Annotated in this window: 15 protein-coding genes and 1 tRNA gene; 9 read left to right on the forward strand and 7 right to left on the reverse strand. The window is 63.0% G+C overall.

Going from position 1 to position 22,044, the window contains the following annotated elements; genetic code table 11:
- Positions 1 to 18 precede the first annotated feature (18 nt).
- Together zapE and ACODSM_RS07730 are read left to right on the forward strand one after the other, a co-directional pair.
- Entirely contained in the window at positions 19 to 1,116 is a 1,098-nt protein-coding gene (zapE, locus tag ACODSM_RS07725; protein WP_488804858.1) for a cell division protein ZapE, read from the forward strand.
- Positions 1,113 to 1,811, forward strand: coding sequence for a hypothetical protein (locus tag ACODSM_RS07730; RefSeq protein WP_488804859.1), 699 nt, complete (start codon positions 1,113 to 1,115; stop codon positions 1,809 to 1,811). Before zapE ends, ACODSM_RS07730 begins: the two co-directional genes overlap by 4 nt.
- 152 nt (positions 1,812 to 1,963) lie before the next feature.
- Here the strand turns inward: ACODSM_RS07730 and ACODSM_RS07735 are convergent, their stop codons facing one another.
- Positions 1,964 to 2,770: a PP2C family protein-serine/threonine phosphatase gene (locus tag ACODSM_RS07735; RefSeq protein WP_291442715.1), complete on the reverse strand. Its 807-nt coding sequence runs from the start codon at positions 2,768 to 2,770 to the stop codon at positions 1,964 to 1,966.
- A gap of 107 nt (positions 2,771 to 2,877) precedes the next feature.
- Here ACODSM_RS07735 and ACODSM_RS07740 point away from each other — a divergent pair, with 107 nt between their 5' ends.
- A complete protein-coding gene (locus tag ACODSM_RS07740; protein WP_099730408.1) occupies positions 2,878 to 3,081 on the forward strand; it encodes a YdcH family protein in 204 nt (67 codons plus the stop codon).
- On the forward strand, positions 3,081 to 5,153 hold the full coding sequence (yoaA, locus tag ACODSM_RS07745) for a DNA repair helicase YoaA (protein ID WP_488804860.1): 2,073 nt from the start codon (positions 3,081 to 3,083) through the stop codon (positions 5,151 to 5,153). Before ACODSM_RS07740 ends, yoaA begins: the two co-directional genes overlap by 1 nt.
- Here yoaA and ACODSM_RS07750 read toward each other — a convergent pair.
- Positions 5,116 to 5,913 carry an outer membrane protein assembly factor BamD gene (locus ACODSM_RS07750; RefSeq protein WP_015013907.1) on the reverse strand — a complete coding sequence of 266 codons (798 nt, stop codon included), beginning with the start codon at positions 5,911 to 5,913 and terminating at the stop codon, positions 5,116 to 5,118. The two genes, yoaA and ACODSM_RS07750, sit on opposite strands and share 38 nt — an antisense overlap.
- Positions 5,914 to 6,121: 208 nt before the next feature.
- On the opposite strand from ACODSM_RS07750, the gene dnaE reads away from it, so the two are divergent.
- The 3 genes from dnaE (at position 6,122) to clpA (ending at position 12,528) form a co-directional block, all read left to right on the forward strand.
- Complete coding sequence (gene dnaE / locus ACODSM_RS07755) at positions 6,122 to 9,655, forward strand: DNA polymerase III subunit alpha (RefSeq protein ID WP_488804861.1); 3,534 nt, start codon at positions 6,122 to 6,124, stop codon at positions 9,653 to 9,655.
- A 98-nt stretch (positions 9,656 to 9,753) separates the two neighbouring features.
- Positions 9,754 to 10,122, forward strand: coding sequence for an ATP-dependent Clp protease adapter ClpS (gene clpS / locus ACODSM_RS07760; protein ID WP_015013909.1), 369 nt, complete (start codon positions 9,754 to 9,756; stop codon positions 10,120 to 10,122).
- Positions 10,123 to 10,179: 57 nt separating this feature from the next.
- A complete protein-coding gene (gene clpA, locus ACODSM_RS07765; RefSeq protein WP_015013910.1) occupies positions 10,180 to 12,528 on the forward strand; it encodes an ATP-dependent Clp protease ATP-binding subunit ClpA in 2,349 nt (782 codons plus the stop codon).
- A 110-nt stretch (positions 12,529 to 12,638) separates the two neighbouring features.
- Here the strand turns inward: clpA and ACODSM_RS07770 are convergent, their stop codons facing one another.
- Positions 12,639 to 14,810, reverse strand: coding sequence for an AsmA family protein (locus tag ACODSM_RS07770; protein WP_488804862.1), 2,172 nt, complete (start codon positions 14,808 to 14,810; stop codon positions 12,639 to 12,641).
- A gap of 195 nt (positions 14,811 to 15,005) precedes the next feature.
- Here ACODSM_RS07770 and ACODSM_RS07775 point away from each other — a divergent pair, with 195 nt between their 5' ends.
- Together ACODSM_RS07775 and ACODSM_RS07780 are read left to right on the forward strand one after the other, a co-directional pair.
- The gene (locus tag ACODSM_RS07775) at positions 15,006 to 15,923 is read left to right on the forward strand and encodes a pseudouridine synthase (RefSeq protein WP_488804863.1); all 918 of its coding nucleotides are present in this window, start codon (positions 15,006 to 15,008) and stop codon (positions 15,921 to 15,923) included.
- Between the two features lie 211 nt (positions 15,924 to 16,134).
- Complete coding sequence (locus ACODSM_RS07780; RefSeq protein WP_488804864.1) at positions 16,135 to 17,997, forward strand: methyl-accepting chemotaxis protein; 1,863 nt, start codon at positions 16,135 to 16,137, stop codon at positions 17,995 to 17,997.
- A 55-nt stretch (positions 17,998 to 18,052) separates the two neighbouring features.
- On the opposite strand, the gene ACODSM_RS07785 is transcribed toward ACODSM_RS07780, so the two are convergent.
- The 4 genes from ACODSM_RS07785 to ACODSM_RS07800 all read right to left on the reverse strand — a co-directional run bounded on the left by ACODSM_RS07785 (position 18,053) and on the right by ACODSM_RS07800 (position 22,023).
- Positions 18,053 to 18,126 (reverse strand) — tRNA-Gly (locus tag ACODSM_RS07785).
- Between the two features lie 112 nt (positions 18,127 to 18,238).
- A complete protein-coding gene (locus ACODSM_RS07790) occupies positions 18,239 to 19,735 on the reverse strand; it encodes an NAD-dependent succinate-semialdehyde dehydrogenase (protein WP_488804865.1) in 1,497 nt (498 codons plus the stop codon).
- 165 nt (positions 19,736 to 19,900) lie between these two features.
- On the reverse strand, positions 19,901 to 20,719 hold the full coding sequence (locus ACODSM_RS07795) for an ABC transporter permease (RefSeq protein ID WP_488804866.1): 819 nt from the start codon (positions 20,717 to 20,719) through the stop codon (positions 19,901 to 19,903).
- A gap of 41 nt (positions 20,720 to 20,760) precedes the next feature.
- A complete protein-coding gene (locus ACODSM_RS07800; protein ID WP_488804867.1) occupies positions 20,761 to 22,023 on the reverse strand; it encodes an ABC transporter permease in 1,263 nt (420 codons plus the stop codon).
- Positions 22,024 to 22,044: the final 21 nt, after the last annotated feature.

Raw genomic sequence — 22,044 nt, forward strand, 5'->3', positions numbered from 1 at the left:
TATCAGAGCATCCACAAAGTGACCGTCAAACAGGCTTACCTGGCCGAGCTGGCCGCCAAAGGCTACCAAAGCGACCCCGCCCAGCTGCGTGCAGTGGATGCCCTGCAGCGCTGTGCTGACGAGTGGGCTCAGTACAAGGCACGGCGCTCCAATGCGATCAAGAAGCTGATCAACCGCCCCGAGATTCCGCGTGGCGTCTACATGTACGGCGGCGTGGGGCGGGGCAAGAGCTTTTTGATGGAGTGCTTTTTTGACGCTGTGCCCCTGAAGCGCAAGGTGCGCTTGCACTTTCACGAATTCATGCGTGAAGTACATCGCGAACTCGCAGCCCTCCAGGGCACGGTCAATCCGCTGGACGTGTTGGGCGAGCGCATCGCCAAACGCTACAAGCTCATTTGTTTTGATGAGTTCCATGTGGCGGACATCACGGACGCGATGATCCTGCACCGGTTGCTGGTGGCGTTGTTCGACAACGGTGTCGGCTTTGTGACCACTTCCAATTTCAAGCCTGACGATCTTTACCCCGGTGGCTTGCATCGCGACCGCATCCTGCCGGCAATTGACCTGCTCAATGAGCGGCTCGAAGTGGTCAACGTGGACAACGGCACCGACTATCGCCGCCGGACGCTGGAGCATGTGAAGCTGTATCACACGCCACTGGGCCCCGAGGCGGACGCCGAGATGAACCGGGCGTTCGACCAGCTCGCCGAAGTGCATGACGAAGACCCCGTGCTACATATCGAGGCGCGCGAAATTCGAGCCCGGCGCAAGGCTGGCGGGGTGGTGTGGTTTGACTTCAAGACCCTGTGCGGCGGGCCCCGGTCGCAGAACGACTATCTGGAGATTGCGACGCAGTTCCATACGGTGCTGTTGTCCGATGTTCCGTACATGCCCGTGAGCATGGCATCGCCAGCGCGGCGGTTTACCTGGCTGGTGGACGTGTTGTACGACCGCAGGGTCAAACTCATTCTGTCGGCGGCTGTGCCGCCTGAGCAGCTGTATACCGAGGGGCCACTGGCGCACGAGTTTCCACGCACGGTGTCGCGGCTCAACGAGATGCAATCCAAGGAATTTCTGGCGCTGGAGCGCCGCACGGTGGATACGGGGTTGACATGAGCAAGACCGGTGGGCGTTTGTGGGCGGTGTTGGTGGTGCTGGCTTGCTCAGTGGTACCTGTGCTGGTTGCTCCGGCCCGTGCTGCCACCGAGGCGGAGGCAAACTCTGCGTCTTCGTCGGCTGCTGCGCATCGAAAGGCTGAGCGTGACCGTATCGCACGCGAACGCGAGGCGCTGACAGCCCGGCGCCAGCAGGAAGAGGCGGTGTGCTACCAGCGCTTTGCGGTAGAGGACTGCTTGCGCGGCGTACGCGCCAAGGCGCGGGAGACCCACGACCGACTGCGCGCGCAGGAAATCGAAATCAATGATGCCGAGCGCAGGGAGAAAGCGGCAGAGCGCCTGCGGGCCATCGAGGACAAGCAAACAGCCGTCCCCCCCGCGGCCAAGCGTGCGGAGGCACAGGTTCGCAAGCCAGCGGCTGATCCGGAAGCTGCCAAGGCGCAGCGCGACTCAGAAGCGCACCAACGCGCGCAGCAACAAAACAGCCGCGCCCAGGCTCAGGCGACTGAGCAGGCCACACGTGCTGCCGCCAACGCGGATCGCGCGGCCCAGTCGCGTGCCAAACATGAACAGGCGCTCCAGGCTGCGGAGGAGCGTCGCGCGCGGGTTGAAAAATCCAGATCCGATGCCTTGGCCCAGGGGCGCAAGCCTGCTGCGCCCTTGCCGGCGCCTGCCGCGTCTGCGCCGATGCGTTGAATTGGGAAAGCCCGCAGGGGGACAGGCGATCAGAAGGGGCGGGAGATCCCAGGCGCATCAGCCAATAGGGAGGCAGGGTGGGGCAGTCTCATCACTACCCGATGAAATCCCTGCACAACCCCTGCTCCCGGCTGGTGGAGCGGGCGAGATCCTCAGGGCCGGCTCATGTCCAGGGGCGTCAGGCGCGCAATTTTTTTCTCTTCGGCCAGGGCCTCGATCTTGACGACCACCAGCGAGAGGTTGTCGCCGCCTCCACGTGCGCGGGAGCGGGCTTTTTCAATCAGGAACTCTGTCGCCTCCCGGGGGGACAGCGAATCGACTACCGATGCCAGCTCAGTAGGAGAAAAGTAGTGCCACACCCCGTCACTACAGGCCAGTAAGACATCGCCCGGCTGAAGCTGTGGAATGACATGGGTCGTGATGGGCGGGTCACTTTCGGTGCCCAGGCAGCCCACCAGGATGTTGGAGTGGGGATGGTTGTTGGCCTCGGCTTCCGTCAGCTCACCCCGATCGACCAGCGCTTGCACATAGGAGTGGTCGCTGGTGCGAAACGCCAGCCGGGAACCCTGAAAGTGATAGATGCGCGAGTCGCCGGCATGGACCCAGTGGCAGTCACCCCGGGGGTTGATCAGAAACGCCGCGATGGTACTGTGGGGTTCTTGCTCTGCCGAGATGGCGGTCAGCCGGATGACGATGTGCGCCTCTTCGACCATATTCTTGAGCATTGCCACCGGGTCGTCGGTGTCGGGCGAATAGCGCTCGAACAACTGGCGCGCCGTCATCATGACCTGGTCCGACGCCTTGCGCCCGCCGCTGCGGCCACCCATCCCGTCGGCGACCACACCCAGCACGCAGCCGTTGTGCCGCTCATGGGAGATCAGTGCCACCTGGTCTTGCTGGTATTCGCGGTCACCCTTGTGGATGCCGGTGGAGGCGATGAGGCGAAACGCTTTGGTCATGCTGCAGATTGTGGGGGCGCCTACGCGAACGCCTGTCGTGGAAAGCGGGCCAAGCGCGTATTATCCGCCCGCCTGTGGCATTTTTGCCATGCCCGTGGCCCTCTGCCTTGAAACCCAGTCTGCACTCCCCCCACCGCCAGTTGATCGAACTGCGCATGGAACATGCCGATCTCGATGCGCTCATCGACCGGTGTACGCCCGATGCGGCGCCCGACGAACTCACCTTGCGCCGTCTCAAAAAGCGCCGGCTGGTGCTGCGGGACGCCATGGAGCGGCTGGAGCGGCAACTCGAACCCCAAGAGCCCGCCTGATGTCGTTGGTGGCCATGGTGCCCGAGGTGTTTGCCGCCGGTGGTGTGTTGGCGCGGGCAGATGGGCATTTTCAGCCGCGTGACGGCCAGACCCAGATGGCCATTGCGGTGGCTCAGACCATTGCAGAAGGGGGCGCGCTGGTGGTGGAGGCGGGTACCGGCGTGGGCAAGACCTACGCCTATCTGGTGCCCGCCTTGCTGAGTGGTGAGCGGGTGCTGTTGTCTACCGCGACCAAGGCCCTGCAGGACCAGCTGTTCGCGCGCGACCTGCCTCTGCTGGCCCAGATCCTGGGGCTGCCCGTTCGCATGGCCCTGTTGAAGGGGCGCGCCAGTTATTTATGTCTGCATCGCATGCAGCAGGCACGCCTGGATGTCCAGGCCCAGGACCGTGGCGTTGCCCGCGTGCTGGCCAAGGTGGAGGACTGGTCGCGCCAGACCGTATCCGGCGATCTGGCCGAGCTGACCGGATTGGATGAGCGCTCGCCGGTGATTCCGTTGGTCACTTCGACGCGTGAGAACTGCCTGGGGTCCTCGTGTCCCCGCTTTCGGGAATGCCATGTGCACCGCGCGCGGCGCGAGGCGTTGGCGGCAGACATTGTGGTCATCAACCACCACCTGTTCTTTGCCGATGTGGCGGTGCGCGAGTCGGGCATGGCCGAGTTGCTACCGACGGTGCGTGTGGTCGTTTTTGATGAGGCCCACCAGATCAATGAGACCGGCGTTCAGTTTCTGGGGACGCAGATGTCCACGGGGCAATGGATGGACTTTGCCCGCGACCTGCTGATCGCCGGACTACAACATGCGCGCGGGTTGGCGGACTGGGCGGGGCTGTCGCAGATTCTGGAGTTGTCTGCGCGGGACCTTCGTCTGGTCGTAGGCAACGCGATTTTCCAGGGGGCGAATGGCGTTGTAGCAGGGGCCAGAGTGCGCTGGACGGAGGAGGCCCCCGAAGGTCTCTCGGGCGGTGCGTGGCATGCCGCGTTGCGCGCATTGGGATCGGCATGTGCGCAGTCGCTAGAGGCGCTGGACACGGTGAACGAAATATCGCCCGATCTGGAGCGCTTGTACGAACGTGGCAGTGCACTGTTGGCACGGCTGGCCAGGTTTTCGGGACCTTGTCAGGCCGATGCGGTGCGTTGGCTCGATGTGGGCAACCAGTTGCGTCTGATCGAGTCTCCGCTGGACATTGCAGATGCCATGCGCACCCGGATTCTGACGTTACCCGCAGAAACCTCGGAGGGCGAAGCCTGGCCTGAAGAGCCGGCCGCAAATATGGGCAGGGCGTGGATTTTCACGTCTGCGACGCTGGGTACCGATGAGGCCTTGACCTGGTTCACCGAACGAGCCGGACTGAAGGATGCACGCATCCTTCGCGTGGCCAGTCCGTTTGACTATGCCCGACAGGCGGCTTTTTATGTGCCGCGCCAGTTGCCATCGCCTGCGGATCCGTCCCACAGCCGCAGTGTGGCGGAGTGGGTTGCGTTGGCCGCCGAGCCGCTGGGCGGGCGCACGCTGGTGCTGACCACCACGCTCAAGGCCTTGCGCATCATTGGCGACGCCCTCAAAGAGCGTTGGCAGACCTCCGGCGCGTTGGAGGTGTTGGTTCAGGGGGAGTGGCCCAAGCGGCGCTTGATGGAGCGTTTTCGCGAAGGCGCATCACACGGCCGACCGGGTTGTGTGCTGGTGGCCTCGGCTTCGTTCTGGGAAGGGTTTGATGTGCCGGGCGATGCTCTGCAACTGGTGGTCATCGACAAGCTGCCGTTCCCACCCCCGGGAGATCCGTTGGTGGAGGCGCGTACCCAGCACCTCGAAAGGGCGGGTGGCAAAGCGTTTACATCCTGCGCGCTGCCGGAGGCGGCGGTTGCGCTCAAGCAGGGGGCCGGGCGCTTGATCCGGCATGAAACCGACCGGGGTATCTTGGTGGTGGGCGATACACGCCTGGTGACGATGGGTTACGGCAAGCGCTTGCTGGCCGCATTGCCTCCGATGTGCAGGCTGGAATCGCCCGAAGAATTCGAGTCTGCGTTGATGGCGCTTACCAAACCTTCCACCACGGATCCGACTTGCCCTTGAAGCCGCCATTCAGATAGGCGCTTTGTGGGTAGGACTTGTCCATCACACGGCGGGCGTCGTCGCGCAGCTGGGTCATTCCGAGCGCGTCGTAGGACTGGATCAGGATATACAGCGCCTCTTCAAGCGCTGGCACACCTTGGTAGTCTGCCAATGCCACTTGTGCGCGGCCAATGGCTGCCACATAGGCGCCACGCTGGAAGTAGTAGCGCGCCACATGCACTTCATACTGCGCCAGCGAATTGACGATGTAGGTCATGCGCTGGCGCGAGTCCTGCGCGTAGCGGGATTCAGGAAAGCGCGTGACCAGTTCGCTGAAAGCTTCAAAGGAGTCTTTGGCGGCTTTCTGGTCGCGCTCGGACAGGTCTTGGCGAGAGATGAACGAGAACAGGCCCAGGTTGTCGTTGAAGTTGACCAGGCCTTTCAGGTACAGCGCATAGTCCAGAGCCGGGCTTGCAGGGTGCAGCTTCATGAACCGGTCGAGCGTTGCGATGGCCTGCGCTTTTTCGCCCGCCTTGTAGTGGGCATAGGCCTTGTCGATCTGCGCCTGTTGGGCCAAGGGGGTACCTGCAGCACGGCCCTCCAGCTTTTCCAGCAGCGGAACGGCCTTGTCGTAGGCCCCGCTGTTCATTTCGTCCTGGGCTTCCGAGTGAATGCGATTTGGACTCCAGCCCGCCGTTTTATCGACCGTGGTGCTGGAGCAACCAGCCAGCAAACCAGCCAGCAGCAGGGCAGAAACAAGGGGCAGTGGGGCACGCAGCATCGCAAGCAGCTTTCAGCAAAGGAAAAAGGAGGTGCGCCAAAAGGGGCTCAGGGGTGTTGTTGCGGGCCGGTGCACTGAACACACCCGACACGCAAGCTGCCACCACCATTTCAGGCACGAAAAAGCATTGTACCGGCGGCGCCTGCCGCGCCAAGGCGCAGCGGGCGCCAGTGCTGCCGTGAGCCGCCGGGGTTTCTACAATGCCCGCATGTTTGTTCATTTGCGCCTGCACACCGAGTTCTCCGTCGTTGACGGTACCAATCGCATCGACGAGGTGGCCAAAGCCGCTGCCAAAGACGGCCAGCCCGCTCTGGCTATCACCGATCTCAATAATCTCTTTGGCGCGATCAAGTTCTACAAAGAGGCGCGGGGAAAGGGTGTCAAGCCCATCCTGGGCGCGGAGATCTTTCTCGAAGGCGAGGCCGGTGCCCCCCCGTCGCGTCTCATCGTTCTGGTTCAGAGTCGGCAGGGGTATCTGAACCTTTCGGAGCTGTTGGCCCGCGCTTGGACGCGCAACGTTGTGAAAAACCTGGCGTTGAGCACCTGGGCATGGCTGGAGGAGTTATCCGAGGGATTAATCGCGTTGTCTGGCGCTCAGGCCGGTCCGGTAGGGCAGGCGCTGATGAAGGGGGATGAGTCGGGCGCTGCAGACATTGCGTTGCGTCTGGGGGGCATTTTCCCGCACCGGTTTTATGTGGAACTTCAACGCGCTGGCCGCACTGACGATGAAGCCCATGTGGTTGCGGCAGCACAGCTCGCTGCACGACTGAGCCTGCCCGTCGTCGCAACCCACCCAATTCAGTTTGCCGGGCCCGATGACTACGAGGCGCATGAGGCCCGCATCTGCATCGCAGAAGGGGAAATCCTGGCCAACCCCCGCCGGGTGCGCAAGTTCACTCGCGACCAGTATTTCAAGACCTCTGCGGAGATGGAGGCCTTGTTTGCTGACCTGCCATCGGCCATTGCCAATACGGTCGAGATTGCGCAACGCTGCAATCTGACCCTGGTGTTGGGCAAACCGCAGTTACCGGACTTTCCGACGCCCAATGGCATGCCCATCGATGAGTATTTCCGCTACGCGTCGTTCGAAGGGTTGGAGGAGCGCCTCAAGCATCTCTTCCCAGACGAGACCGAAAGAGACAAGCAGCGACCACGCTATGTGGAGCGACTGGAGTTCGAGCTGGGCACCATTCTCAAGATGGGGTTTCCCGGCTACTTCCTGATCGTGGGTGACTTCATTCAGTGGGCGAAGAACAATGGCTGCCCGGTGGGGCCGGGCCGTGGTTCAGGTGCCGGCTCGCTGGTCGCCTATGCGCTGAAGATCACCGACCTGGACCCGCTGCAATACAACCTGCTGTTCGAGCGCTTTCTGAACCCAGAGCGTGTGTCGATGCCTGACTTCGACATCGATTTCTGCCAGTCCAACCGCGACCGGGTGATTGACTATGTCAAGGACAAATACGGCAAGAACGCTGTGAGCCAGATCGCCACCTTCGGCACGATGGCAGCCAAGGCTGCGATCCGCGACGTGGGCCGGGTCATGGACATGAGCTATACCTTCTGCGACGGTATTTCCAAGCTGGTGCCCGGCAAGCCCGGCATGTCCTACACCCTGGCCTATCCGCCCGAGGTGAAGAAGGAAGGCGACAAGAACAACTACGCGCTGGAGCTGGAGCCCATGCTCTACGAGCGCGTGCGCAAGGAAGAAGACGTCAAGACCGTCATCGAGATGGCGCAAAAGCTTGAGGGCATGACGCGCAACATCGGCATGCATGCCGGCGGCGTGTTGATCGCGCCCGGCAAACTCACCGATTTCTGCCCGCTGTACCAGCAGCCGGGCAGTGAGTCGGCCGTGAGCCAGTACGACAAGGACGACGTCGAGGCCATCGGACTGGTCAAGTTCGACTTTTTGGGGTTGGCAACGCTCACCATTCTGGAGATTGCGCGCGAGTTCATCATCAAGCGCCACAAGGGCCAGGAGAACTTTGCGTTCGAGAACATTCCGCTCGACGACGGGCCGACGTACCGGCTGTTCTCCGAGGGCAAGACTGAAGCGGTATTCCAGTTTGAAAGCCGCGGCATGCAGGGTATGTTGAAAGAGGCCCGCCCCAGCCGGCTGGAAGACCTGATTGCACTGAACGCGTTGTACCGGCCAGGGCCCATGGACCTGATTCCCAGCTTCGTGAACCGAAAGCATGGCAAGGAAGAGGTCATCTACCCCCACCCGCTGGTGGAGCCTGTGCTGGCCGAGACTTACGGGATCATGGTGTACCAGGAGCAGGTGATGCAGACCGCTCAGGTGCTGGGCGGTTACAGCCTGGGCGGCGCCGACATGCTGCGCCGGGCCATGGGCAAGAAGAAGGCCGAGGAAATGGCCGAACACCGCGCCATTTTCCGCAAGGGAGCTGCCGAGAAGGGCATCAGCCAGGAGAAGGCTGACGAGGTGTTCGACTTGATGGAGAAGTTTGCGGGCTACGGCTTCAACAAGTCGCACGCAGCTGCTTATTCCCTGCTGGCGTATCACACCGGCTGGCTCAAGGTGCACTACACCGCCGAATTCTTCTGCGCCAACATGACGGTGGAAATGGATGACACCGACAAGCTCAAGGTGTTGTTTGAAGACGCGCAAAAGATGGGGCTGTCGTTTGAGCCGCCGGATGTGAACCGGGGCTTTTACCGGTTCGAACCCGTCACTGACAAGATCATCCGTTATGGCCTGGGGGCCGTGAAAGGCACGGGTCAACAGGCGATTGAAGCCATCGTCGCCGCCCGCGAAGGGCGCGGGGAAGGCCCACAGGGCTCGACGAAGGGTCCTTTCAAGAGCCTGTTTGATTTCTGTGTGCGGGTGGACAAGGCCCGCATGAACAAGCGCACGGTGGAGGCTCTGATCAAGGCGGGCGCCTTTGACTCCATCCATCTCAACCGGGCAGCCCTGGTCGCTTCGATTGACCGTGCGTTTGACTTTGCCGCTGCAACGCTGGCCAACGTGAACCAAGGGGGGTTGTTCGACATGATGGGCGACGATGCCCATGGCTCCAGCACGCAGGAGCCAGACCTGGTGGATGCAACGCCCTGGGGCATCAAGGAGCGGCTCACGCTGGAAAAAACCGCCGTGGGGTTCTACCTGTCTGGCCACCTATTTGATGAAGTGGCGACGGAGGTGCGCCGTTTTGTGCGCACCCAGATCGACGAGCTGCTGGATAGCCGTGAGCCCCAGGTCCTGGCCGGCATCATCAGCGACTTCCGGGTCATCAACGGGCAACGGGGCAAGCTGGGGCTCTTCAAGCTGGACGACAAGTCTGCAGTGATCGAAGCGTCTGCGGATGAAGCGCTGCTCAACACCTACCGCAACCAACTCAAGGAGGATGAGTTTGTGGTGATGATGGGAAGGTTGCAGCTGGACCACTTCAGCGGTGGCCTGCGCGTCAAGGTGCAGCAGGTGTGGGATTTGGCGGGCGCGCGTTGCCGGTTTGGCAAATATCTGCATGTGACCGTGGGTGACAAGGCGCCAGATGTGCCACGCCTGGTGCGCGAATTTCCGCCGGTGCGTGAAGAGGTCGCCGAAGGAGAGCTGGTGCACGGGCTGCGCGTGCGCATGGGTGTGCGCTGCCAGTCGGACGATGCGGCCGCGGTGGCGGAGTTGCAATTGGGCGAAAACGCGCGTTTTTACCCCAGCGATGCGGCCCTTGCAGCGTGGACGGCCCAAGTAGGCGCCGGTGCTGCCAATGTGGTCTATGAGTGACGGATTGTTCTGCCAGAGTTTCGGTCAACGGCTGGCTTGAAAAATACCTGCCCCACAACCAGCTTCTCCTGCAGCAGCACCTTCTTCGGGTCGCTAGAATGATTTTCATGGCAACAAAACCACCTTCACCCCCCACCGCGCCGCCGGTGACTCGGCCAGCGCGGGATGACGGCGGTTCGGTCGTGCTCGAGAGGCGCACCCAAAAGACCCAGCCGCCCCAGATGTACCAGGTGGTCATGCTCAATGACGACTACACGCCCATGGAGTTCGTCATCGTGGTGCTGCAGGAGTTTTTTAGCAAGGACCGCGAAACGGCCACCCAGATCATGTTGAAGATCCACCTGGATGGCAAAGGCGTTTGCGGCGTTTATTCGCGCGATGTGGCCGCCACCAAGGTAGAGCAAGTGCTTGACGCCGCCCTCAAGGCGGGCCACCCACTGCAATGTGTCAGTGAGCCTGTTGAATAACAGGTCTTTTGTCCCGATCTACAGTTATCCCTTCCACGCAAGCACAAAGGAGTTCACATGATTGCCCAGGAACTGGAAGTCAGCTTGCACATGGCCTTTGTTGAGGCCCGTCAGCAGCGCCACGAGTTCATCACCGTGGAGCATCTGTTGCTTGCATTGCTCGATAACCCCAGCGCAGCGGAGGTGCTGCGCGCATGTTCGGCCAACATCGATGATCTGCGTTCATCGCTGTCGAACTTCATCAAAGACAACACGCCCCAGGTCGCCGGTACCGACGAGGTGGACACTCAACCCACCCTGGGCTTCCAGCGGGTGATCCAGCGCGCCATCATGCACGTGCAGTCCACGGGCAACGGCAAGAAAGAGGTGACGGGCGCCAATGTGCTCGTGGCCATCTTCGGCGAGAAAGATTCGCACGCTGTGTACTACCTGCACCAGCAGGGCGTCACGCGCCTGGACGTGGTCAACTTCATTGCCCACGGCATCAAGAAGGGCGAGCCACCGGAACCCGCCAAGGCTGAAAATCAGGCCGAGGGCGAAGAAGGCGGTGGTGGCGAGCGCAATGAAAAAGCCTCGCCCCTGGAGCAGTTCACCCAGAACCTGAACCAGGCGGCCAAGGACGGCAAGATCGACCCGCTGATCGGCCGCAACTACGAGGTCGAGCGCACGATCCAGATCCTGTGCCGCCGCCGCAAGAACAACCCGCTGCTGGTGGGCGAAGCCGGTGTGGGCAAGACTGCCATTGCCGAGGGGCTGGCCTGGCGCATCACGCAGAACGACGTGCCTGAAATCCTTGCCGAAGCCACGGTGTACTCGCTCGACATGGGCGCGTTGCTGGCGGGCACCAAGTACCGAGGCGATTTCGAGCAGCGCCTCAAAGGCGTGCTCAAGTCGCTCAAGGACAAGCCCAATGCCATCCTTTTTATCGACGAAATCCACACCTTGATCGGTGCGGGCGCGGCCTCGGGCGGCACTTTGGATGCGTCCAACTTGCTCAAGCCTGCGCTGTCCAGTGGCCAGCTCAAGTGCATCGGTGCCACCACGTTCACCGAGTACCGTGGCATCTTCGAAAAGGATGCTGCGCTGTCGCGCCGCTTCCAGAAGGTGGATGTGGTCGAGCCCAGCGTGGCCGAGACCATCGACATCTTGAAGGGCCTCAAGAGCCGCTTTGAAGAGCACCACAGCGTGAAGTACGCTGCTGCAGCCCTGCAGGCTGCAGCCGAACTGAGTGCCAAGTACATCAACGACCGCCATTTGCCTGATAAGGCCATCGACGTGATCGACGAAGCCGGTGCCGCGCAGCGCATCCTGGTGCCCAGCAAGCGCAAGAAGACCATCGGCAAGGCCGAGATCGAAGAGATCGTGGCCAAGATCGCGCGCATCCCGCCGGCCAATGTCAGCAATGACGACCGCGGCAAGCTGCAGACGCTGGAGCGCGACCTTAAGAGCGTGGTTTTCGGTCAGGACAAGGCGCTTGAGGTGCTCGCCAGCGCTGTCAAGATGGCGCGTTCGGGTCTGGGCAAGGGTGACAAGCCCATCGGCTCGTTCCTGTTCAGCGGTCCCACGGGTGTCGGCAAGACCGAAGCGGCCAAACAGCTCGCGTACATCATGGGCATCGAGCTGATCCGCTTCGATATGTCCGAGTACATGGAGCGCCATGCCGTGAGCCGCCTGATCGGCGCGCCCCCGGGCTACGTGGGCTTTGACCAAGGGGGTCTGCTGACCGAAGCCATCACGAAGAAGCCGCACGCGGTACTGCTGCTCGACGAGATCGAGAAAGCGCACCCTGACATCTTCAACGTGTTGCTGCAGGTCATGGACCATGGCACGCTGACGGACAACAACGGCCGCAAGGCCGACTTCCGCAACGTGCTCATCATCATGACCACGAATGCTGGCGCCGAGACCATGAACAAGGCGACCATCGGCTTTACCAACCCGCGTCAGGCGGGCGACGAGATGGGCGATATCAAGCGCCTGTTCACGCCCGAGTTCCGCAACCGGTTGGATGCTATTGTCAACTTCAAGGCGCTCGACGAGCAGATCATCTTGCGCGTGGTGGACAAGTTCCTGCTGCAGCTGGAGACTCAGCTGGCCGAGAAGAAGGTGGAAGTCACCTTCACCGACGCCTTGCGCAAGCATCTGGCCAAGAAGGGCTTCGACCCCCTGATGGGCGCGCGCCCGATGCAGAGACTGATTCAGGACACGATCCGCCGTGCCTTGGCCGATGAGCTGCTGTTTGGCCGCCTGACCGAAGGCGGACGCCTGACTGTGGACATTGAGATGAAGAAGGACGACAAGGGGGTGGAAACGCCCGAAGTGCTTCTGGACATCCAGCCTTTGCCTAAGAAGGAGCGCTCGGCGAAGTCTGAACCTGCAGAGCCGGAAGAGGCAACGACCGACTGACCTTGCGTTCCTCGCAAGTTCGCGAAAAGCCCACGGCGTCAACCGTGGGCTTTTTCATTGGCAATGGCCGCTGGGGGTATACACCACCAGAGGCGATGTATAGGTGTTTTCTAGCGTGCTGGGGTGCGTGCGGCTGGAGCGCTAGCGCGCCCCGCCTTCACCGGTTGTGTGGCCTGAGCAAGCAAGGGCGCACACTGCGCATCGTCGTCAGCGCCAGGGACTGTGACCGGTATCAGCGCCAACGCTGCAGGCGCGGCCACCGCAGCGGCAATGGCTGCACCTGCGCGCAGCAGCAAGGGGCCCGGTTCTGCGCCCACGTCGGGCTTGCCCAGCGTGCCGCGCACATACAACGGAGTGCGCAAAGAAAAGAACTTCCACTCCAGGGATGCAGGCTTCACGCTCAGGTTCAGGCGCTCGTCTGCCATGTCGATGGTGCCGGTGACATCCACCACCGCTTCGTTGGTGCTCAGCTTGGCAGTGCGGACTGTGGCAACCCCTTCACGCACGGCCAGGTCTGCCACTGCGCAACGGAGCTGCACCTCCTTGTCGTCGCCAAACAGTTTGCCAATCACAATGCTGCCGACGTTGAGCGCAGCGCGGTCCAGCAGTTCGCGGCTCAGGGTTCCCTCGCGCACATACAGGCGCGCCTCGCCGTTGCTTGTGCCGAGCCATTGCGCCACGGAGTTGCCTTGGCCATTCAATGCGATGGCACCGTCCAGCCGGCCCAGGCTTTTACGCGTCAATTCCACCTCGGGGAACAAGGCAGCGAGTCGCAGGTTTTGCACGCGGGTGTCCATGCGTACGGTGAGCGGTCGTTTGCGACTATCCAGCACCAGCTCTGACTCAATCTGGCCTTTGGCTACGCCAAAATGCAAAGGCTCCAGGCGCAGCACTGCATCGTCGAGCACCGCGTGCACGCTGAGGTCTTCCAGTGGCAGGCTGTCGGGGCGGATCACTCGTTGTCCCGAGAATTTCAGATCCATGTCCATGTTGCTCCAACGATCGGTGGCGAAGGCCGCGTTGGGCAATACCCTGCCATTGCGACCCGCTGGGGCCTTCGCCGTGGTGGCTGTCCCGAGCACTGGCCCCAGGTCTGCAAGCCGCAATTGGTTGGATGTGATGGCTCCCGACAGCTTGCCGCGCGGCGCCCCTGATACAAAGCGCAGATTGCCGTGAAGGTCGCTCTGACCGACTGTTCCGGTGAAGTCACGATAGTTCCACACGGCGCGGCCTGGCTGCAGGCTACCCTGCAGTCGGCCCTGCGTTTGAAACGCAGGTGTGTTGGGCAGAACCAGGCCCGTGAGCGGGTACAGATCCGCCATGCTGGCGCCCTTGAGCATCACCTGAAAATCCATGCCTGACAGGGCGCCCGGGTTGGCCAAAATACCCTGAACCGCTGTTTCCACACTGCCCGCCTTGGCTGTGAATTGCAGGGGGTAGTTCACTTCCTTGTCACGCAGTGTGAGGACGGAGCCGGCCTTGCCGTGGCCTTCGATGCGTGCTTTGCCCAGCGTACCCATCACATCGAATCGCACACCATAGCGTGGGGAACCAGAAGCAACGTCTGCGCTGGCCGCAGACGAGGCTGCTGCGTGCGGGGGCGCCATTGCCGTCTCTTCTGGCAAGGTATCGACGCGGGCGGTTAGGTCCAGGTCCTGTATGGCGTCGGCATACCCCAGTCGGCCTTTACGAACCGCCAGCTGGTGGACGCTGAACGACCAGCGAGTCTTCGTATCGGTGGGATCTTTTTGGGGGAAGGTCCAGTTGTTGGTCCCATCGCGCAGCCGAGCCAGTGAGATATCCGGGCCAGAGAGTTCCAAGGTATCAATCACCACTTCACGAGCCAGCAACGGCCAGAGCTTGAGCGACGCGCGTGCCACCTCCGCGCTGGCCGTGGGGCGCGGTTCTGCGCTCTTCCCTGTGCGGGCGAACCCTGGGGGGTCTTGCAGAACCAGCTGCGTGCCCTGCACGGTGACGCCGGGTATCCAGCGGTGCCAGCCCTCTTCGAGGGGCTGCGGCCAGTGCCAGGAAGCGGACAGGTCGCCTTCCACCGCAAACTGTCGTCCGCTCGCTTCGCTGGCGGCTTGGTTCAGCCAGGGCTTGGCGCGATTCCAGTCCCACTGGGTCAAAGTCACCGCGCCAATCAAGAGCAGCCCCATCACGCTCGCCGCCACACCCCAGGCTATGCGTACCCCGCGGCTGCCTTGTCTCCTTGGGAATGCGGGTTGAGCTACGGGGCGGGGCGATGGGTTGGTATCGTGGTTGGTCGGAGGGCTCGTCATAGAGCGGTCATGCTAGCCCGCAGAACGTGACTTTGGGCCCCTCAGGCTGAGTCGCAGGCCTTTTGGCGCGCTTGTCCTACAGAGTGGGAACGGGTGGACAATCTTCTTGCCGTGCGAGGCTGGGGACACGTCGGCCCATGCGGGGTCTGATGCTGTGCGGTTACGCATGTCGATCCCTCCTAGAATTCGCAAGCCATGCACAACCCCCGTCATCCCCATGTTCTCCCGGTGCGCGACGGGGTGAGCCCCAGCTGTGTGGTGCTGCCCACACGCGGGCAGGGCAGCATGCTGGATTTCCTGGCGCGGCGACTGCCCGTAGTGTCCCGTGATGGCTGGTACGACCGCATGAAGGCGGGCGATGTGGTGGATGAGCGCGGGCAGATTGTTCAGCCCGAGCGGCCCTTTGAGGGTGGGGTGCGTCTTTACTACTACCGCAGCCTACCGGCGGAGCCCGCATTGCCTTTCTGCGAAACCGTGCTCTACCAGGACGAACATCTGGTGGTGGCGGACAAACCGCACTTCATGCCCGTCACGCCTTCAGGTCGTTATCTGCAAAACACCTTGCTGGTGCGGCTGAAGCGTCGGCTGGGCTTGCCCGAGTTATCACCACTGCACCGCATTGATCGCGATACAGCCGGGCTGGTGATGTTGTCGGTGCAGCAGCGCACACGTGGTGTCTACCAGGCCTTGTTCCGGGACCGGCAGATCATCAAGCACTACGACGCGATTGCGCCCTGGCGCGCGGACGTAGTCTTTCCCCGCGACCATGTCAGCCGCCTGGAAGAAAGCCCGCAGTTCTTTCGCATGCACGAAGTGCCTGGAGAGCCCAACAGCCACACCCACATGCAGGTGCTGGAGGTGGCCGGTGATTGGGCGCGCTACCGCCTGTCACCCATCACCGGCAAACGGCACCAGTTGCGCGTGCACATGGCGGCCCTGGGACTGCCGCTGCGCAACGACCCGTTCTACCCAGTGGTCAACGACCCGCCCGAAGGTGACTATTCGCGGCCCCTGCAGTTGCTGGCAAGGTCACTGGAGTTTGTGGACCCGGTCACGCGGGCCCAGCGTGTCTTCGAGAGCCGGCAGTCCCTGCGGCTACCCAAGGATGGTTAGGCTCTCTGAACGCGCTTGCGCTGGCAGGACGTGGGAGTTCTTGCCGCGCATTAGGGATATTTGCAAGGGTTTTACCTAATTCTCGACGGGCCATTGCTGATTGCGCCGTTTGCATTACGGGGCGAATCGGGTACTTTGTCTCTCTCATATGCATGCCATTGCATAAATTACAGAAAAGTACGAGATGATTTCGTCAAACAGTCGCCACTCAGTGGCTTTCAAACTTTCGGCAACCGCTTTGTTCAGCCTGTTGGTGGTGTTGCTGGCCACCATGGGCATTGTCAGTGGCCTGCTGTGGAAAGACTTCGGCCGCTTATCGCGGGACGATGCCAAGCAGTACGCCGCCCAGGTGCGCATGCTGGTGCAGACCTTTGACGACACCGCACAAGAGCAGGCCAAGCGGGACTTCACCCTTTTCAAGGCGAATTTCCCTGGCCAGTTCTCTGTGGCCGAGACGCCCGGTGCGGACGGAAAGCCTGAAGCGGTGCTGTCGTTTCAAGGCGCGTCCGTTAACGGCGATTTCGAGGTGGTTGACCGCTTTTCTAAAGACAGCATGGGCGCGGTGGCGACCATTTTTGCGCGCACGGGGGATGACTTCATCCGCGTGACCACGTCGCTTAAGAAGCAGGACGGTGAGCGCGCCTACAAAACCCTGCTGGACCGCAAGCACCCTGCCTATGCCCTGATGAATGAGGGCAAGACATACATCGGCCGCGCCATCCTGGGCAAGCTCGATACAGTGATGGCGGGGCAGAAGCTGTTTGCGACCGGAGCGGTCTATGCGGTCAACCTCTCGGCAGGCCCGGCGCGGGGCAGTATTTTTGGCCTGCCGGGCGCGGGCAAGTCCCTCAAGGTGGATGAAAAGGACGAACAGGCCAAGGCATGGATGGCGTCGTTGGCGGCTGTGGGGCAGTCGGGTGACTTGGAGTCGGAGTGGTCCCCGCGCCGCAGTGGCGAGGGTGACCACGCCACACGTTACCTGGCAGTGGAGCACTACAAGCCTTGGAACTGGGCCATCGTGGCAGAAGCGCCCCTGACCGAAATGATGGGCGAGGCCCGCAATGTGCTGGCCTGGCTGTGGCTGGGTGTGGTGGTGGCGCTGGGCCTGCTGACAGTGGTGCTGGTGCTGGCCACCCGCCGCCTGGTGGGCGCGCCCGTGCAGCAGTTGAGTGCCGCGCTGGCCTACTTGGCGCAGGGCGATCTCACACATGCGGTGTCAGTGCGGTCCCGCGACGAAATCGGCACCCTGGCCCAGGCGATGGAGGGCTTCCGGGTCCGCCTGGTGGAAAGCCTGGGCACTGTGCGCACCAGCGCCGACAGCGTGTCGGCCGCCAGCACTGAAATTGCCCAAGGCAATCAGGACCTCTCAGGCCGCACCGAGAGCCAGGCGAGCGCGTTGGAGCAGACGGCAGCGAGCATGGAGCAACTGGGCGCCACCATCCGCCACAACGCCGACAGTGCCGGCCAGGCCAACCAACTGGCCGTGGGCGCCAGCCGCGTAGCACAGCAGGGTGGGGAGGTGGTGTCCAAGGTGGTCAGCACCATGCAGGACATCAACAACAGCAGCCAGAAGATTGCAGACATCATCGGCGTGATCGACGGCATTGCGTTCCAGACCAATATCCTCGCGCTCAACGCGGCCGTGGAGGCCGCCCGCGCGGGTGAACAAGGCCGTGGCTTTGCGGTGGTGGCGGCCGAGGTGCGCAACCTGGCCCAGCGCACCGCCGCCGAGGCCAAGGCCATCAAGGAGCTGATTGGTGCGAGCAGCGCCATGGTGCAGCAGGGCTCGGTGCTGGCCGATGAGGCCGGTACCACCATGCAGGAGGTGGTCCGCGCAATCCAGCGCGTGGCAGACATGGTTTCCGAAATCAGCGCCGCGAGCAATGAACAGACTGCAGGCGTGGGCCAGGTGGGTGAAGCCGTTACCCAGCTCGATCAGACCACGCAGCAGAACGCCGCCCTGGTGGAGGAAATGGCCGCCGCCGCCAGCAGCTTGCGCACGCAGGCGCAGCAAATGGTGGAGGCGATTGCGCGCTTCAATCTGGGGCAGGAGAACGCATCCACGCGGCGCTGAGTACATTGCCCATGAAAAAACCCGCCAGGCTTCTCGGCCTGGCGGGTTTGGATTATGGAGCGGGTGAAGGGAATCGAACCCTCGTATGAAGCTTGGGAAGCTGCCGTTCTACCATTGAACTACACCCGCGAAGCCTTGGATTATAGGCAGCATCGGTAGACCGTAGCGTGTGTGCCCAACTGAGTGATAGCCACTCCCGCGTTATTACGACGGTTGTAGTGAGAGTTATCCGCAACTGCGCTCACTTGCCACTCAAGACATCCCCCACGCACAGGTACTTGATCTCCACATAGTCGTCCATGCCGTAGTGCGAGCCCTCGCGGCCCAGGCCCGACTGCTTGACGCCGCCAAAAGGCACATGCTCGGTGGCCAGGATGCCCACGTTGGCGCCGACCATGCCGTATTCCAGCGCCTCGGTCACGCGGAAGATGCGGCCCACGTCGCGGCTGTAGAAGTAGCTGGCCAGGCCGAATTCGGTGTTGTTGGCTGCGTCGATGGCTTCCTGCTCGGTCTTGAACTTGAACACCGGGGCGAAGGGGCCGAAAGTTTCCTCGCGGGCGCAGAGCATGTCGGCCGTGGCGTTGGCGACCACCGTGGGTTCAAAGAACTGGCCCGAGCCCAGGGCGGTGAGGCGCTGGCCGCCTGCGACCACCTGGCCGCCCTTGGCCAGTGCATCGTCCACATGGCGCTGCACCTTGGTCAGGGCGGCTTCTTCGATCAGCGGGCCCTGGTTCACACCGGCCTCAAAGCCGTTGCCCACTTTGGCCGTCTTCACCTTGGCGGCGAACTTGGCCACGAACTCGTCGTACACGCCTTCCTGCACGTAAAAGCGGTTGGTGCACACACAGGTCTGGCCGGCGTTGCGGTATTTGCTTGCGAACGCGCCTTCCACGGCGCTGTCCACATCGGCATCGTCGAATACGATGAAGGGCGCGTTGCCACCCAGCTCCAGGGACATTTTCTTGACCGTGGGTGCCGACTGCGCCATCAGGATCCGGCCCACTTCGGTGCTGCCGGTAAAGCTGATGTGGCGTACCACGTCGCTCGCGCACAGCACCTTGCCGATAGCGATGGAGTTGTCGCTGTCGGCGGGCAGGATGTTGAACACGCCGGCCGGGATGCCCGCGCGGATGGCCAGCTCGGCCGCCGCCAGCGCGGTGAGCGGCGTCAGCTCGGCAGGCTTGATGACCACGGGGCAGCCTGCAGCCAGCGCGGGCGCGACCTTGCGCGTGATCATGGCCAGCGGGAAGTTCCACGGCGTGATGGCTGCGCACACGCCGATGGGCTGCTTGAGCACCAGCAGGCGGCGGTTGTTGTCGAACTGGGGCAGGGTCTCGCCATTGATGCGCTTGGCTTCTTCGGCAAACCATTCCACAAAGCTTGCGCCGTAGGCGACTTCGCCCTTGGCCTCGGGCAGGGGCTTGCCCTGCTCGGCGGTCATGATGCGGCCCAGGTCGTCCTGGTGGGCCATCAGCAGGTCGTACCACTTGCGCAGGATGATGCTGCGCTCCTTGGCGGTTTTGGTCTTCCAGGGCCCCCAGGCGGCGTTGGCGGCGGCAATGGCGGCCTCTGCATCGGCCGGGCCCAGGTTGGCCACGTCGGCAAGCTTGAGGCCCGTGGCCGGGTCGTTCACATCAAAGCGGCTGCTGCCTGCGACCCACTGGCCGTTGATGAGACCGTCGGTCTTGAGCAGTGTGGGGTCGTTCAGCAGGGCGAGGGGAGAGGTCTTCATGTCCATGGGAGTGCTTCCAGAAAGAGGGGCGTGGCGAAGGAAAGACGAAAGAAAAACCAGGCGCTAAAAAGCCAGATGCGTTTGCCCGCAGGGCCGGGGTCTAGCCAAAGGCTAGCACGCCGGGACGCATCGCGTTGGTCGCCAAGGTGGCAGCCACTGGCAGCATATCGGTCATGCGCGACGGCCGCGCAGCCATTCCAGCGCCAGCAGCAAGCTGGTGGTGAACAGGATGAGCAGCGTGGCCACCGCGGCGATGGTGGGCGAGATGTTTTCGCGAATGCCGTTGAACATCTGGCGCGGCAGTGTGGACTGGTCGGCACCCGCGAGGAACAGCGTGACCACGACCTCGTCGAACGAGGTGGCAAACGCAAACAGCGCGCCCGAGATCACCCCCGGTGCAATCACTGGCAGCGTGATGCGGAAGAAGGTGTTCAGTGGCGTCTCGCCCAGGCTCAGAGAAGCCCGCACCAGGTTGTGGTTGAAGCCCGCCAGTGTGGCCAGCACGGTGGTCAGCACAAACGGGGCGCCCAGCGCGGCGTGCACGACGATGAGGCCCAGGTAGCTGTCGGCCAGCCCGAGCGGCGCAAAGTACAGGTAGGTGGCCACGCCCACCACGATGATGGGCACCACCATGGGCGCGATCAGGATGCCCATGAGCAGCCCCTTGAAGCGGAAGTCCGCCCGCGACAAACCCACCGCCGCCAGCGTGCCCAGCACCGTGGCAATCAGCGTGGCCGCAGGCGCCACGATGAAGCTGTTGCGCGTGGCGCGCGCCCATTCGGCGGATTCGAACAGGTTCTGGTACCACTTGAGCGACCAGCCGTGGATGGGGTAGGCGAGGAACGAACTCTCGGAAAACGACAGCGGCACCATCACCAGGATGGGCGCCAGCAAGAAGGCGAGCACGGCCACACACAGCGCGCGCACGGCCCACCAGCAGAGCTTGTCGGCCAGCGTGGCATACAGGGGAAAGGAGGGAAGGCGGAACATGGTCAGCGGCTTTCTGCGTCAGAAGATGGGTCCACCTGGGGTCAGCCCAGGCTCAACTCGGCCTTGCCAAAGCGCCGGTACACGCCATACAGCACCAGCGTGGCCGCCAGCAGCAGGGCGCCCAGCGCGCAGGCCATGCCCCAGTTCACTTCCACATTGGTGTAGCGGGCGATGTAGTAGCTCAGCATCTGGTCGTCCGCCCCGCCCAGCAGCGCAGGGGTGACGTAGTAGCCGATGGCCAGGATGAAGACCAGCAGCGCGCCCGCGCCAATGCCGGGGTAGGTTTGCGGCACATACACCCGAAAAAACGCTGCCACCGGCGAGCTGCCCAGCGACACCGCCGCGCGCAGGTAGCTGGGCGGCACACTTTTCATCACGCTGTACAGCGGCAGGATCATGAAGGGCAGCAGGATGTGCACCATGGCAATCACCACGCCCGTGCGGTTGAACAGCAGTGCCAGCGGCTGCTCGATCAGGCCCAGCCCCATCAGCCCCCGGTTGACCAGCCCTTCGGACTGCAGCAGCACGATCCACGCAGCCACGCGCACGAGGATGGAGGTCCAGAACGGCACCAGCACCAGGATCATCAGCACGTTGGCCGGGCGGGCGGGCAGGGTGGCCAGCCACCAGGCCAGCGGGTAACCCAGCAGCAGGCACACCAGTGTGACCACCAGGCTGATGTGGAAGGTGCGCAGCAGGATGCCGCCAAACGCGCGCTGTTCCTCGGGCATGCGCTCGATGTGGCCCAGTGCGTCGCGCTGCAGGTCCACCGAGGCGAGCAGGTAGTCGGGCGTCCAGCGGGCGCCGTTTTTGGCGATGGCCTGCCACAGTGGGGCATCGGCCCAGCGCGGGTCTTTGTCCAGCAGCTGCGCGCGGATGGCCTCGGGTGTGCCCTCCACGGGCAGCGCGCGGTACGCGCCCATGATGAGCGAGCGCGCGCCGGGCACTTCGGTGTTGAGCCGCCGCGCAAGCGCCCCGGCGTCGGAGCTGTCGGGCAGGCGGGCCAGGTCTTGCACTAGCGCGGCGTAGGCGGGTGCGCCGGGGGCGTCCTTGCGGTCCCAGCCGTTCAGCGCGCGCATGGTGGTGGGCAGGGCGTTGGCGACTTCGGGGTTTTCCACGGCGCGCTGCAGCAGCGCGGCAATGGGCACCAGCAGCGTGAGCAGCAGGAACACCAGCAGGGGCAAGGTCAGTGCAAAGGCGCGCCATTTGCGGCGTGACTCGGCGCGCGCCAGGGCCTGGCGCAGCGCACCGGGGGGGCTGCCTTCGGGGGCAATGGCATGGGGATGGGCCAGGGTGGCTTGCATGCGGGTGTCCTGCTCTCAGCG

It is taken from the genome of Acidovorax sp. FG42 (assembly GCF_057809195.1).